This window comes from Streptomyces sp. NBC_01255 (assembly GCF_036226445.1).
Classification (GTDB): domain Bacteria; phylum Actinomycetota; class Actinomycetes; order Streptomycetales; family Streptomycetaceae; genus Streptomyces.
Genome location: NZ_CP108474.1, coordinates 2,464,653 through 2,478,409, shown reverse-complemented (window position 1 = coordinate 2,478,409; position 13,757 = coordinate 2,464,653). Strand labels below are relative to the sequence as shown.

The following is a 13,757-nucleotide window of genomic DNA, read 5'->3' as shown; positions in this document are numbered from 1 at the left end:
ACTTCCCGCCCCGCCCGGCCCGTACGAGGCTCAACGCATGAACCTCGGTCTCGCTTCCGACACCCTGCTCTCCACCACCCGGGCCGTCCGGCACCGCCTCGACCTCACCCGGCCCGTGCCCCGCGCGCTCCTGGAGGAGTGCGTGGACCTCGCCGTCCAGGCGCCCACCGGCCGCAACCGGCAGCGCTGGCACTTCGTCATCGTCACCGACCCGGAGCGGCGGGCCGTCCTCGCCGATCTGTGGCGCGCCTCCCTCGCCGCGCCCGGCGCCCACCAGCCGCTGCCCGACCGGGACGTGCGCCGGGCCGAGGTCGCGCCCGGGGTGATGGACCGCGTCTACTCCGGCGTCGGGCACCTGCACCGGCACCTGCACGAGGTCCCCGCGTACGTCATCCCCTGCGTCGAAGGGCGGACCGAGGGCGCCTCCGTCACCCATCAGGCCGGCACCTGGGGGTCGATCCTGCCCGCCGCCTGGAGCTTCATGCTCGCCGCCCGCGAGCGGGGGCTCGGCACGGTGTGGACGACGGGGAACCTGCCGATGGAGCGGGAGTTCGCGCGCTTCCTCGGCATCCCGTACGAGCAGGTGATGCAGGCCGCCTTCATCCCCGTCGCGTACACGATCGGGACCGACTTCCGGCCGGCCCGGCGCATCCCGCGCGAGCAGGTGCTCCACTGGGACGCGTGGTGATCAGCCGGGCATCCCGTACGCCGCCACCATGACGGTCAGCGCCGTCCGGTTCATGTCCTGGCCCTTGGCGATCGTGGCGTTGACGCTGTAGACGAGCGTGCGGCCGCCGCCGCGGGTCGACGCGATGGCCGCGTTGTAGCCCCAGCGGCCGCCCGTCTTGCCCCACACCTCGCGCCCGCCGAGCCGCTTCATCGCCAGACCGGCGGCGTACGCGGCCGGGTCGCCCGACTGCAGGTCAGGGACCTTCGGCAGGGTGAACATCTCCTCCAGGAGCGGCCCGCGCACCACCCGGCCCGCGAACAGTGCCCGCGTGAACCGCTCCAGGTCGGCGGTGGTCGACACGAGGTCGCCGGCCGCCCAGCCGTCCGTCGTCCCCCACACGGAGACGTCCCGCAGCCCGGTCGTCCCGTCGTCGAGCCGCATCGTCTGGTAGCCGTGGTTGTACGGACCGGCGATCCGGGGGTCCTTGCCGGGGAAGTACGTGTCACGGAGGCCGAGCGGGCGCAGGATCCGCCGCTCCACCTGCCGCTCGTACGTGTCGCCCGTGACCCGCTCCACGATCAGACCGGCGATGGTGTACCCGATGTTGAGGTAGTGCTGCTTCGTGCCCGGCCGGAACTCGCGCGGCTTCGCCGTCGCCGAACGGACCATCGCCTCGGGGGTGTGGACCTGGAAGCGGTTCGCGTACCACTCCTCCACGGTCGTGCCCGCGAAGTCGGGGGCCGGGATGCCGTGCGTGTGGTTCAGGAGCTGGCGGACGGTCACCCTGGCGTACCGGCCGGGGATCAGGTCGGGCAGGTACGAGCGGGCCGGCCGGTCCAGGTCGATCCGGCCCTCGGCGGCGAGCTGGAGGACGGTCGCCGCCGTGAAGACCTTCGTCACCGAACCGGCCCGGAAGCGGGCGGCCGGGTCGGCCGGGGCGCCGCTCTCCAGGTCGTGGACGCCCGAACTGCCCTGCCAGGAACCCTCCGTGCCGCCGACCCTGACCAGCGCGGCCGTGGCGTCGGCCCGGGGCAGACCGGCGATCGCGGCCGACATCGCCGCCTCCAGGGAGGGGGCCGAACTCTGAGGTGCGGCGGCGGCCGGGGCGGCGGCCGCGGCCGGGACGATCGCCGGTCCCGCGGCCACCCCCAGGACCAGGGCGGCGGCGAGCAGGGTGCGGGTGGACTTCTTCATGGTCAACTCCCGTGGTGTGAGCCGTTGTTCTCAATGGCTCCATCCTGCTGACCAGCCGAGATCCGCGGATCGCCCGCACCGGCGGTCTTGCGGGGGTCAGTTCCTCGCCGACACGGGGGAGGGGCCGGGGCCCGTACCTCCCCCGGGCGGGGGAGAACCCGCCGCGACCAGGCCCGTCTCGTACGCGCAGATCACCGCCTGGATCCGGTCCCGCAGCCCCAGCTTGGCCAGCACGTTCCCCACATGGGTCTTCACCGTGTGGTCGCTGACCACCAGCTCCGCCGCGATCTCCGCGTTCGACAGGCCGCGCGCGAGCAGCAGCAGCGTCTCCCGCTCGCGGCCCGTCAGCACATCGAGCCGGGGGTCAGGGCCGGCGGCGGTCCGGCGCGGTCCGCCCGCGGTGTACTCCTCCACGAGGCGTCGCGCCACGGACGGCGCAAGCAGCGAGTCGCCCGCCGCCACCACCCGGACCGCGTGCACCAGGTCGTCCCTGCGCACGTCCTTGAGGAGGAAACCGCTCGCCCCCGCGTGCAGCGCCTCGTACACGTACGCGTCGGTGTCGAAGGTCGTCAGGATCACCGTCCGGCAGTCCGACTCCGCGCTGATCGTCCGGCAGGCCTCGATGCCGTCCGTCCGGGGCATCCGGATGTCGAGCAGCGCCACGTCGGGGCTGAGGCGGCGCACCGCGTCCACCGCCTCCGCGCCGTCGCCGGCCTCCGCCACCACCTCGATGTCCGGCTGCGCGTCCAGGATCATCGCGAAGCCGCTGCGGACCAGCTCCTGGTCGTCGGCGACCACCACGCGGATCGTCATGTCCTCACCCCCGTGGTGGAGGGTACGGGGAGCTGCACCCGCACCTCGAAGCCCCGGCCGCCGGGGCCCGGGCCCATCGCCGCCGTGCCGCCGTGTGCGGCTGCCCGCTCCCGGATGCCGACCAGGCCGTGGCCGCCGGATCCCGCCTGCGGGCCGCGCCCATCGTCCGTCACCGTCACACGCAACACCCCCTCCTCATGCGTCAGCCGGACCTCGGCCGTGCGGGCGCGCGCGTGCTTGACCACGTTCGTCAGGGCCTCCTGGACGATCCGGTAGGCGCTCGCGCCGGTCGCCGGGGGGAGGGAGCGGACTCCGCCCTCCGTCGCGTAGGTGACGGTCAGGCCACCGACCCGGACCCGTTCCACCAGCTCGGCGATGCCTCCGAGGTCGGGCTGCGGCTCGCGCGGGGCGGTCCCGCCCTCGGAACCCTCGCGCAGCACCCCCAGCATCTGCCGCAGTTGGGCCATCGCGTCGCGGCCGGTCGCCGAGATCGCCTCGAAGGCGGCCTCGGCGCGCTCCGGGGCCGCCCGTACCGCCACCGGTCCCGCCTCCGCCTGTACGACCATCAGGCTCACCGCGTGCGACAGGATGTCGTGCATCTCCCGTGCGATCCGGGCCCGCTCACGGGCGGCGGCCCGCTCGGCCTCGACACGGTGCTCGCGCTGCCGCGCGTCCTGGAGCCGCCCGAAGACGTACGCGGCACCGAACACGAAGAGGGAGAAGGTGAGTTCACGCATCGACCGGGTGTTGAGCCAGACCGAGACCGGCACCGCGACCACCAGCAGCGCCGCCGTCGTCAGCCGCTTCCACGACGGGGAGAGCGCGGCGATCGTGTAGACGACGACGAGCCCGGTGTACGGCAGCGGCTGCCCCGGCCCCTCCACGGCCAGCCGGTACAGCGCGCTCGCCACCAGGACCGCGAGCAGGACGGCGAGCGGCGCGCGCCGCCGCCAGACCAGCGGCAGCACCATGAGGGTCGTCAGCCCGTACGCGGGCCAGCTCGCCGGCTCCAGCTCGGGCGGGCGCGGTACCACGAACGGCATCGTCATCGCCGCCTGCACGAGGAGCGCGATCCCGATGTCCACGCCCCACGGGTTCGCCGCGCCCCAGCTCCGCGCCCGCTGCCACCCGCCGCGTATCGCCCCCGGTATGTCCCCGGACGTGTCTCCCCGTGCGGTCATTACGGCTTGCGGCCCACCGCGCCGAACTGCGCGACCTCGGCCGCCCCTTCGGAGCGCCAGCGCGCGCAGGACACGATGCCCGGCTCCAGCAGGTCGAGCCCGTCGAGGAAGGAGGCGAACTCGGCCCGGCTGCGGGCGGTGATCGGCGGGGTCGCGTTCTCGTTCCAGAACGCCATGGCGGCCTTGTTGCCCTCGCCGCCGAGCTCCGGCTCCAGCGTCGGGTGGGTCAGGACCAGATAACTGCCGGAGGGGACGGCGTCCATCAGGGTCTTCACGATCGACCGGGCCTCGCCGGTGTCCAGGACGAAGTTGAGGATGCCGAGCATCAGCACCGCGACCGGACGGGACAGGTCGAGCGTCGTGCCGGCGGCCGCCAGGATCTTCTCCGGGTCCTGAGCGTCCGCGTCCACGTACTCGGTGACCCCCTCCGGCGCGCTCGTCAGGAGCGCGCGGGCGTGGGTGAGGACGATCGGGTCGTTGTCGACGTAGACGATCCGCGCGTCGGCGGCCACCCGCTGCGCCACCTCGTGGGTGTTGTCGGCGGTCGGCAGGCCCGTACCGATGTCCAGGAACTGGCGCACGCCCGCGTCGGCGGCCAGATGGGTCACCGCCCGGCCGAGGAACGCCCGGTCCGCGCGGGCGACTTCGCCGATGCTCGGGTAGAAGGCGGTGACCTGGTCGCCGACCGCGCGGTCCACCGGGTAGTTGTCCTTGCCGCCCAGCCAGTAGTTCCACACCCGGGCGTTGTGGGCGATGTCGGTGCGGATCCGGTCGTTCATGCGCGAGCCTTTCGCAGAGCGGCGGCGAGTGCGTCGACCCGGTTCGTGGTGATCGAGTCGACCCCGTTGAAGATCAGCTTACGCATCGTGCGGGTGGTGTCCGCCGTCCAGGCCGAAACGAGCAGACCGTCCCGGTGCACCCGCTCGGTCAGCTCCCGACTCACCAGGCCGAAGCGGTAGTTGAGCCATTTCGGCCGCACCGCGTCGAGCAGCACCCGCCGGGGCGGGGCGAGCGAGGTCCAGGTCAGGGCGATCTCGGCGGACGGGTCGGCCGCCCGCACCTGGAGCATGGCCACGCCCCCCGCGCAGTAGTACACGCGCTCCCCGGCGCCGCACTCCCGCACCGTACCGACGATCGTGCGGACCGAGTCCTCGTTCCCGCCGGGCAGGTCCAGCATCAGACGGTGCGTCCCCGCGGTGATCAGCGCCTCGCGCAGGGTCGGCACGTCGTCGTACGTCAGCTCGCGCAGCTGCTCGTACGAGAGCCGGGACAGCGGCCGGTCGTGGCCCCAGAGCCGCTTGAGGGTGTCGTCGTGGAGGAGGACGGGCACGCCGTCCTTGGTGAGCCGGACGTCGACCTCGATGGCGTCAGCCCCCCGCTCGATCGCCGAGGCGATCGAGGGGAGCGTGTTCTCGCGGACGCGGTACGGGTCGCCGCGGTGAGCTACGGCAGTGACAGGGCGCATGGCCCCATTCTCACCGTCGTCAGCGAGCCAGCCAGCCGTCCGTGTACGTGTCGATCTCGGCGGCGATCCGCGCCTTGCCGGCCGCGTCGAGGAAGGAGGCCTCCACCGCGTTCTTCGCGAGGGCGGCGACACCGCGCTCGTCGAGGCCGAGGAGCCGGGCGGCGACCGCGTACTCGGTGTTGAGGTCCGTGCCGAACATCGGCGGGTCGTCGCTGTTGACCGTGACGAGGACCCCGGCGTCCACCATCTGCCGGATCGGGTGCTCGTCGAGCGTGGCGACGGCCCGCGTGGCGATGTTGGAGGTCGGGCAGACCTCCAGGGCGATGCGGTGCTCGGCCAGGTGGGCGAGGAGCGCCGGGTCCTGGACCGAGCTGGTGCCGTGGCCGATGCGCTCGGCGCCCAGGTCGTTGATCGCGTCCCAGATCGTCTGCGGGCCGGTCGTCTCGCCCGCGTGCGGGACGGAGTGCAGACCGGCGGCGCGCGCCAGGTCGAAGTACGGCTTGAACTGCGGGCGCGGAACACCCACCTCCGGGCCGCCGAGACCGAAGGAGACCAGGCCCTCGGGGCGGATCCCGTCGGTCGTGGCGAGCCGCGCGGTCTCCTCGGCGGAGGCGAGGCCGGCCTCGCCGGGGATGTCGAAGCACCAGCGCAGGATCGTGCCGAACTCGGCCTCGGCCGACTTGCGGGCGTCCTCGATCGCCGCCATGAAGGCGCGCTCGTCGATGCCACGACGGGTGGAGGAGTACGGGGTGATGGTCAGCTCGGCGTACCGGATGTTCTGCCGGGCCATGTCCCGGGCGATCTCGAACGTCAGCAGCCGGACGTCCTCGGGGGTGCGGACCAGATCGACGACCGACAGGTAGACGTCGATGAAGTGCGCGAAGTCCGTGAACGTGAAGTAGTCGGTGAGGGCCTCGGGGTCGGTGGGGACCTTGGAGTCCGGGTGCCGGGCCGCGAGCTCGGCGACGATGCGGGGCGAGGCGGAGCCGACATGGTGGACGTGGAGCTCGGCCTTGGGCAGACCCGCGATGAAGGGATGGAGATCGCTCATCGGGTCATCGTAGGCCGGGCGGTTCCCCCTCAGGGGGGAGGTCGTAACATGGCGTGACCACGATGGGGGAGGCCCATGTCTGACAACCGAGACCAGCCGCAGGGCGGGTACGACCCGGCGGACCCGTGGGCTCCGCCGAACCGCGACGGTGTGGAGCTGAGCAAGCCCGTGACGCCGTCGACCCCGCCCGTACACGACCAGATGACGGTCACGTCCATGCCGGCCGCGAGCGACGTCCCGCCGCCGCCGGTCGCCCCGGGCGGCCCGGCGGCCGCGCCCGGCTACGGCTACCCGGCGGCCACGCCGCCGGCCGGCGCGTACGGCTACCCGGCGGCGAACACCTCCGGCGGCGCGTACGGCTACCCGGCGGCGCCGACGCCCCCGGCCGCTCCCGGGTACGCATACCCGGGATACGGCCAGCCCGGCTGGCAGCAGCCGCAGAACAACGGAATGGCCATCGCCTCGATGGTGCTGGGCATCTGCGGCGTCGTGCTCGCGTTCTGCTCGTACGGCATCCTCGGCCTGATCCTGGGCGGGGTCGCGCTGCCCCTCGGCATCGTGGCGCGCAAGCGGTTCCTGCGGGGCGAGGCGGGCAACAAGGGGCAGGCCGTCGCGGGCATCGCGCTCGGTTCCATCGGCATCGCCCTCGGCCTCGCGGGCATCGGGCTCATCATCTACATCGCGACGCACGCGGACGAGTGGAGCGATTCCGGCGACGACCCCTGGTCGTCGACCGGGACCTTCCTCAGCGCTCCCCGCTGAGCGGCGCGCGCTACCGCGGCGCTGCCGACGACGCAGGGCCCCGCACCTCACGAGGTGCGGGGCCCTGCGTCGTGCTCAGCCGCTACTGCTCAGCCGCTGCTCAGCCGCTACTTCTCAGCCGCTGCTCAGCCGTCGCGCAGCCGGTCCCGGGCCTCCATCAGGGCGAAGCCCAGCAGGTTCAGGCCGCGCCAGCGGGCCGGGTCGTGGGCGCGGGGGTCGTCGGCCGCGAGGCCGATCCCCCAGACGCGGTCCACGGGGCTGGCCTCCACGAGGACACGCGTGCCCGTGCCGAGGAGGTACGCGCGCAGGGCCGCGTTCGAGGAGAACTTGTGGACGCTGCCCTCGACGACGATCCCGAGGCGCTCCCGCTCCCACACCGTCTCGTCGAAGCCGCGCACCAGCCGGCCGGCATTCTTCGCCTCCGCCGGGGTCCGGGCGGCCAGGGCAGCGCGCTCGGCCTCCGCGTCCCCGAAGAGGCGGGCCTTGGCCGCCATCATCCAGTGCTCGGCGGTCGCGTACGACACGCCGTCGACCACGAAGGGTGCGGGCCACCACTGGCTCAGGCAGCTCGCCGATAGCCGCCCGTCGGGGTGCGGGCGGTGGCCCCAGAAGAGCAGCCACTTGACCCTCTCACCCGCGTTGACCTGCTGCGTCAGCTCGCCGACCGTGTTCATGCACGCGAGTGTGGCATCCGCCACGGACACTCCGTACGGAGATTTTCCGGCCACCTCGACACATGGTCGACCGATTCCGTTGCGTAACCAAAAGGCAACAACGGAATCACTTGTTGGGGTGGCATCCTCATGTCAGGATCGGCACTCAATTCGAGCTGGGACAACGGAGAGCGTCATGGGCAACCGCTTCCAGGTGACGGACCGCTTCGCGGACGGCGCACAGTACATCGGCGGACGGCTCCGGGCCGGAACCTCCGATCGAGAACACACGATCATCAACCCCGCGACCGGCGAGGGCATCTACACCTACCGGCTCGCCTCCGTCGCCGACGTGGACGAGGCCGTCGCCGCCGCGAAGGCCGCCTTCCCCGGCTGGTCGGGCGCCACCCCGGGCGAGCGCTCCGACGCCCTCCACCGCTTCGCCGGAGTCCTCGCCGACTGGGCCGAGGACATCGCGCGGGTCGAGTCGCTCCAGGCGGGCAAGCCGCTCCGGCTCACCACCGAGTTCGACGTACCGGGCACCATCGACAACACCGCCTTCTTCGCGGGCGCCGCCCGCCACCTCCAGGGCCAGGCGGCCGCCGAGTACAGCGGCGACCACACCTCGTACATCCGGCGCGAGGCGATCGGCGTCATCGGCTCCATCGCCCCCTGGAACTACCCGCTCCAGATGGCGGCCTGGAAGATCCTCCCGGCGATCGCCGCCGGCAACACGATCGTCCTGAAGCCCGCCGAGATCACCCCGCTGACCTCGCTGATGTTCGCGCAGGCGGCGACCGAGGCCGGTATCCCCGACGGCGTCATCAACATCGTCAGCGGCTCCGGGCGGGTCGTCGGCGAGCACCTCGTCGGTCACCCCGACGTCGTCATGACCTCCTTCACCGGCTCCACCCCGGTCGGCAAGCGCGTTGCCGAGGTCGCCACCGCGACCGTGAAGCGGCTCCACCTCGAACTGGGCGGCAAGGCCCCCTTCGTCGTCTTCGACGACGCCGACCTGGAGGCCGCCGCGAACGGGGCCGTCGCCGCCTCCCTCATCAACACCGGCCAGGACTGCACCGCCGCCACCCGCGCCTACGTCCAGCGCCCGCTCTTCGACGCCTTCGTCGCCCGCGTCGCCGAGCTGATGGAGACGGTCCGCGTCGGCGACCCCTTCGACGCCGCCACCGACCTCGGCCCGCTGGTCAGCCACGCCCAGCGCGACAGCGTCGCCGGCTTCGTCGAGCGCGCCCGCGGCTACGCCACCGTCGTGGCGGGCGGCGAGATCCCGGGGGGTGACCTGAAGGACGGTGCGTACTATCGTCCGACTCTGATCACCGGCGCCGCGCAGGACAGCGAGGTCGTGCAGTCGGAGATCTTCGGCCCGGTCCTGGTGGCCCTGCCCTTCGACAGCGACGACGAGGGTATCCGGCTCGCCAACGACACCCCGTACGGCCTCGCCGCCTCCGCCTGGAGCCGTGACGTCTTCCGGGCGAACCGCGCCACGCGGGAGCTCCGGGCGGGTTGCGTCTGGGTCAACGACCACATCCCGATCATCAGCGAGATGCCGCACGGCGGCACCAAGGCTTCGGGATACGGAAAGGACATGTCGGTGTACTCCTTCGAGGAGTACACGCAGGTCAAGCACGTGATGTTCGACAACACCGCGGTGGCCGCGAAGGACTGGCACCGCACGATCTTCGGGGACCGATAGCACTTCGCCGCCCGACCAGCGGCCCACACCCTCCCGAAAGGGCACAGCGCATGGAGCAGTACGAGCCCGAACACCTGTCCGCCGCGCAGCTGGCGGCGGTACAGCGCAGTCTGACGAGTGGCCGGGGTGCCCTCAGCCGTCGTTCGATGCTGCGGGCGGGCGGCGTCGGCGCGCTCACGATCGGCGGTCTCGCCGGTCTGAGCGCCTGTGGCATCCCGCCCGCCAAGCGGGAGGGACAGGGCCCCGCCTCCACCGACGTCTCGGTCAAGGAGAAGAGCCTCGCCTTCTCCAACTGGACCGAGTACATGGACATCAGCGAGGACGAGAAGTCCCGTCCGACGCTGGAGGCGTTCGCGAAACGCACCGGGATCAAGGTCAAGTACACCGAGGACATCAACGACAACGTCGAGTTCTTCGGCAAGATCAAGCCGCAGCTCGCGGCCGGTCAGAACACCGGCCGCGACCTGATCTGCGTCACCGACTGGCTCGCCGCCCGGATGATCCGGCTCGGCTGGGCGCAGAAGCTCGACCCGGCGAACCTGCCCAACGCGTACGCGAACCTCTCCGCCCAGTTCCGGCGCCCCGACTGGGACCCGGGCCGCGCCTACTCGTACCCGTGGACGGGCATCTCCACCGTCATCGCGTACAACGCGAAGGCGACCGGCGGCAAGAAGGTCGACTCGGTCACCCAGCTCCTGGACGACCCCTCCCTCAAGGGCCGGGTCGGCTTCCTCACCGAGATGCGCGACACCGTCGGCATGACCCTGCTCGACATGGGCAAGGACCCGGGGAAGTTCACCGACGCCGAGTACGACGAGGCGATAGGCCGGCTCCAGAAGGGCGTCGACAAGAAGCAGATCCGCCGCTTCACCGGCAACGACTACACCTCCGACCTGGACAAGGGCGACCTGGCGGCCTGCCTCGCCTGGGCCGGTGACGTCATCCAGCTCCAGGCGGACAACCCGGACATCAAGTTCGCCATCCCGTCCGCCGGATACATCACCTCCAGCGACAACCTGATGGTCCCCGCCCAGGCCACGCACAAGACCAACGCCGAGAAGCTCATCGACTACTACTACGAGCTTCCCGTCGCCGCGCAGCTCGCCGCGTACATCAACTACGTCTGCCCCGTCGACGGGGTCAAGGACGAGCTCGCCAAGATCGACCCCGAGCTCGCGAACAACACGCTGATCCTCCCGGACAAGGCCATGGCCAAGAAGTCGCGCGCCTTCCGTTCGCTCACCAGCGCGGAGGAGACGGCGTACGAGGAGAAGTTCGCCAAGCTCATCGGCGCCTGAGCCCGACGTCGTCCACCTCTCTCAACTCCCTGGGACAGCAACCCATGACTGACAAGACTGCTCACACCGGAAAGAACACTGGCGGCGGCGACGTCCGTCTCACCGGGATCAGCAAGGCGTACGGCTCCTTCACCGCCGTCCACCCGCTCGACCTGACCGTCCCGCAGGGCTCCTTCTTCGCCCTGCTCGGCGCCTCCGGCTGCGGCAAGACCACCACGCTGCGCATGATCGCCGGCCTGGAGGACCCGAGCACCGGCACCATCTTCCTCGGCGACAAGGACGTCACGGACCTCCCGCCGTACAAGCGGCCGGTCAACACCGTCTTCCAGTCCTACGCGCTCTTCCCGCACATGGACATCACCGAGAACATCGCCTTCGGTCTGCGCCGGCGCGGCATCAAGTCGGTGAAGAAGCAGGTCGACGACATGCTGGAGCTCGTCCAGCTCGGCGACAAGGCCCGCCACAAGCCGCACCAGCTCTCCGGCGGCCAGCAGCAGCGCGTCGCCGTGGCCCGCGCGCTCATCAACCACCCGCAGGTCCTCCTTCTCGACGAGCCGCTCGGCGCGCTCGACCTCAAGCTGCGCCGCCAGATGCAGCTGGAGCTCAAGCGGATCCAGACCGAGGTCGGCATCACCTTCGTCCACGTCACCCACGACCAGGAGGAGGCCATGACCATGGCCGACCAGGTCGCGGTGATGAACGGCGGCCGGGTCGAGCAGCTCGGCGCCCCCGCCGACCTGTACGAGAACCCGCAGACCACCTTCGTCGCCAACTTCCTCGGCACCTCGAACCTCATCGAGGCCGAGGTCCTGGAGACCGGCGGCGCCGACGTCCTCGTCACCGCAGGCGGCGGCAAGCTCCGGGTCCCCGGCGACCGCTGTACCTCCGCCGTCCGCCAGGGCGGCAAGGTGCTCGTCGGCGTCCGCCCCGAGAAGATCTCGCTCGCGCACGCCGACGACGCGGGCTCGATAGCCGACGGCCGCAACCGGGTCACCGGCCGGATCGCCGACTCCTCCTTCATCGGCGTCTCCACGCAGTACGTGGTGAACTCGCCGGCGGGCGCGGAGCTCCAGGTGTACGAGCAGAACATCGAGCGTGACACGCGCCTCGTCCCCGGCGCCGAGGTCGTCCTGCACTGGAACCCGGCGCACACCTTCGGGCTCGACGCGGCGCAGGACATCGACGCGGGTGTGGAGACGGTGGAGGACGCCGGATGAGTACGTCCACCCTGACGAAGGAGGAGGCGCCGCAGCCGGTCAAGGCTCCGGTGCCGCGCAAGCCCTCCACCCGCAAGCGGCTCGTCCCGTACTGGCTGCTGCTGCCCGGCATCATCTGGCTGGTCGTCTTCTTCGCGCTGCCGCTGGTCTACCAGGCGTCGACCTCGATCCAGACCGGCTCCCTGGAGCAGGGCTTCCAGGTCACCTGGCACTTCCAGACCTACTGGGACGCCTTCACCGAGTACTGGCCGCAGTTCGTCCGCTCCCTGCTGTACGCCGGGACCGCGACCCTGCTGTGCCTGCTGCTCGGCTACCCGCTGGCGTACCTGATCGCCTTCAAGGCCGGCCGCTGGCGCAACCTGCTCCTGGTCCTCGTCATCGCCCCGTTCTTCACCAGCTTCCTGATCCGGACGCTCGCGTGGAAGACGATCCTGGCGGACGACAGCGTCGTCGTCGACGTGCTGAACGCGCTGCACGTCCTCGACGTGACCAGCTGGCTCGGCTGGACCGAGGGCGAGCGCGTGCTCGCCACGCCGATGGCCGTGGTCTGCGGTCTCACGTACAACTTCCTGCCGTTCATGATCCTGCCCCTGTACACCTCCCTGGAGCGGATCGACGGCCGGCTGCACGAGGCCGCGCAGGACCTGTACGCCTCCCCGGCGACGACCTTCCGCAAGGTGACCTTCCCGCTGTCGATGCCCGGCGTCGTCTCCGGCACCCTGCTCACCTTCATCCCGGCCAGCGGCGACTACGTCAACGCCGAACTGCTCGGCTCGACGGACACCAAGATGGTCGGCAACGTCATCCAGTCGCAGTTCCTGCGGGTCCTCGACTACCCGACGGCGGCCGCGCTCTCCTTCATCCTCATGGCGATCGTGCTGGTCATGGTCACCGTCTACATCCGCAAGGCCGGAACGGAGGACTTGGTCTGATGGGGATGATGCGTTGGATCCGCCGGAACCTCGTCGTCATCGCGGGCCTGCTCACGCTCGCGTACATGATCCTGCCGAACATCGTCGTGATGGTGTTCTCGTTCAACAAGCCGAACGGGCGCTTCAACTACTCCTGGCAGCGCTTCTCCCTGGACGCCTGGAAGGACCCGTGCGGCGTCGCCGACATGTGCGAGTCGCTCTCCCTCTCGCTCCAGCTCGCCGCCTGGGCCACCGTCGGCGCCCTCGTCCTCGGCACGATGATCGCCTTCGCGCTCGTCCGCTACCGCTTCCGGGCGCGCGGCGCGATCAACTCGCTCATCTTCCTGCCGATGGCGATGCCCGAGGTCGTCATGGCCGCCTCGCTGCTCACGCTCTTCCTCAACATGGGGATCGAGCTGGGCTTCTGGACGGTCCTGATCGCCCACATCATGTTCTGTCTGTCGTTCGTCGTGACGGCGGTCAAGGCCCGGGTCATGTCCATGGACCCGCGCCTCGAGGAGGCCGCCCGCGACCTCTACGCGGGCCCCGTGCAGACCTTCCTGCGCGTGACGCTCCCGATCGCCGCACCCGGCATCGCCGCCGGCGCGCTGCTCGCCTTCGCGCTCTCGTTCGACGACTTCATCATCACCAACTTCAACGCGGGCTCCACCGTCACCTTCCCCATGTTCGTCTGGGGCTCGGCGCAGCGTGGAACCCCCGTTCAGATCAACGTCATCGGCACCGCGATGTTCGTCCTCGCGGTACTGATGGTGGTGGCCGGGCAAATCATTACGAACCGGCGCAAGAAAACAGCAACAGCCTGAGCAATAG

Annotated in this window: 14 protein-coding genes; 7 read left to right on the top strand and 7 right to left on the bottom strand. The window is 71.0% G+C overall.

The annotated features are described in order from the left end of the window. Positions 1-37: 37 nt before the first annotated feature. Positions 38-688, top strand: a complete 651-nt coding sequence (locus tag OG357_RS10690; protein WP_329620938.1) for a nitroreductase family protein — start codon at positions 38-40, stop codon at positions 686-688. On the opposite strand, the gene OG357_RS10685 is transcribed toward OG357_RS10690, so the two are convergent. The 6 genes from OG357_RS10685 to OG357_RS10660 all read right to left on the bottom strand — a co-directional run bounded on the left by OG357_RS10685 (position 689) and on the right by OG357_RS10660 (position 6,374). Next, positions 689-1,864 carry a serine hydrolase domain-containing protein gene (locus OG357_RS10685; RefSeq protein WP_329620937.1) on the bottom strand — a complete coding sequence of 392 codons (1,176 nt, stop codon included), beginning with the start codon at positions 1,862-1,864 and terminating at the stop codon, positions 689-691. 96 nt (positions 1,865-1,960) lie between these two features. After that, positions 1,961-2,677 carry a response regulator transcription factor gene (locus OG357_RS10680; protein WP_329620936.1) on the bottom strand — a complete coding sequence of 239 codons (717 nt, stop codon included), beginning with the start codon at positions 2,675-2,677 and terminating at the stop codon, positions 1,961-1,963. Next, entirely contained in the window at positions 2,674-3,858 is a 1,185-nt protein-coding gene (locus tag OG357_RS10675) for a sensor histidine kinase (RefSeq protein WP_329620935.1), read from the bottom strand. The genes OG357_RS10680 and OG357_RS10675 overlap by 4 nt, the downstream gene beginning before the upstream one ends. Further along, positions 3,858-4,637, bottom strand: a complete 780-nt coding sequence (locus tag OG357_RS10670; RefSeq protein ID WP_329620934.1) for an SAM-dependent methyltransferase — start codon at positions 4,635-4,637, stop codon at positions 3,858-3,860. Before OG357_RS10670 ends, OG357_RS10675 begins: the two co-directional genes overlap by 1 nt. Next, a complete protein-coding gene (locus OG357_RS10665; RefSeq protein ID WP_329620933.1) occupies positions 4,634-5,323 on the bottom strand; it encodes a glycerophosphodiester phosphodiesterase in 690 nt (229 codons plus the stop codon). The genes OG357_RS10670 and OG357_RS10665 overlap by 4 nt, the downstream gene beginning before the upstream one ends. Positions 5,324-5,342: 19 nt before the next feature. After that, the gene (locus OG357_RS10660; RefSeq protein WP_329620932.1) at positions 5,343-6,374 is read right to left on the bottom strand and encodes an adenosine deaminase; all 1,032 of its coding nucleotides are present in this window, start codon (positions 6,372-6,374) and stop codon (positions 5,343-5,345) included. A gap of 75 nt (positions 6,375-6,449) precedes the next feature. Between OG357_RS10660 and OG357_RS10655 the strand changes: the two genes are divergently transcribed. Next, entirely contained in the window at positions 6,450-7,136 is a 687-nt protein-coding gene (locus tag OG357_RS10655) for a DUF4190 domain-containing protein (RefSeq protein ID WP_329620931.1), read from the top strand. Between the two features lie 125 nt (positions 7,137-7,261). On the opposite strand, the gene OG357_RS10650 is transcribed toward OG357_RS10655, so the two are convergent. Then, complete coding sequence (locus tag OG357_RS10650) at positions 7,262-7,810, bottom strand: NADAR family protein (RefSeq protein WP_329620930.1); 549 nt, start codon at positions 7,808-7,810, stop codon at positions 7,262-7,264. A gap of 175 nt (positions 7,811-7,985) precedes the next feature. On the opposite strand from OG357_RS10650, the gene OG357_RS10645 reads away from it, so the two are divergent. From OG357_RS10645 to OG357_RS10625, 5 genes are read left to right on the top strand one after another with little or no spacing between them, the layout of a single operon-like run. Next, positions 7,986-9,500, top strand: coding sequence for a gamma-aminobutyraldehyde dehydrogenase (locus OG357_RS10645; protein ID WP_329620929.1), 1,515 nt, complete (start codon positions 7,986-7,988; stop codon positions 9,498-9,500). A 50-nt stretch (positions 9,501-9,550) separates the two neighbouring features. Beyond that, positions 9,551-10,798, top strand: a complete 1,248-nt coding sequence (locus tag OG357_RS10640; protein WP_329620928.1) for a polyamine ABC transporter substrate-binding protein — start codon at positions 9,551-9,553, stop codon at positions 10,796-10,798. 44 nt (positions 10,799-10,842) lie between these two features. Beyond that, positions 10,843-12,015, top strand: a complete 1,173-nt coding sequence (locus tag OG357_RS10635; protein WP_329620927.1) for an ABC transporter ATP-binding protein — start codon at positions 10,843-10,845, stop codon at positions 12,013-12,015. Next, positions 12,012-12,947: an ABC transporter permease gene (locus tag OG357_RS10630; protein WP_329620926.1), complete on the top strand. Its 936-nt coding sequence runs from the start codon at positions 12,012-12,014 to the stop codon at positions 12,945-12,947. The genes OG357_RS10635 and OG357_RS10630 overlap by 4 nt, the downstream gene beginning before the upstream one ends. Continuing rightward, positions 12,947-13,750 carry an ABC transporter permease gene (locus OG357_RS10625; protein ID WP_329620925.1) on the top strand — a complete coding sequence of 268 codons (804 nt, stop codon included), beginning with the start codon at positions 12,947-12,949 and terminating at the stop codon, positions 13,748-13,750. Before OG357_RS10630 ends, OG357_RS10625 begins: the two co-directional genes overlap by 1 nt. Positions 13,751-13,757 lie beyond the last annotated feature (7 nt).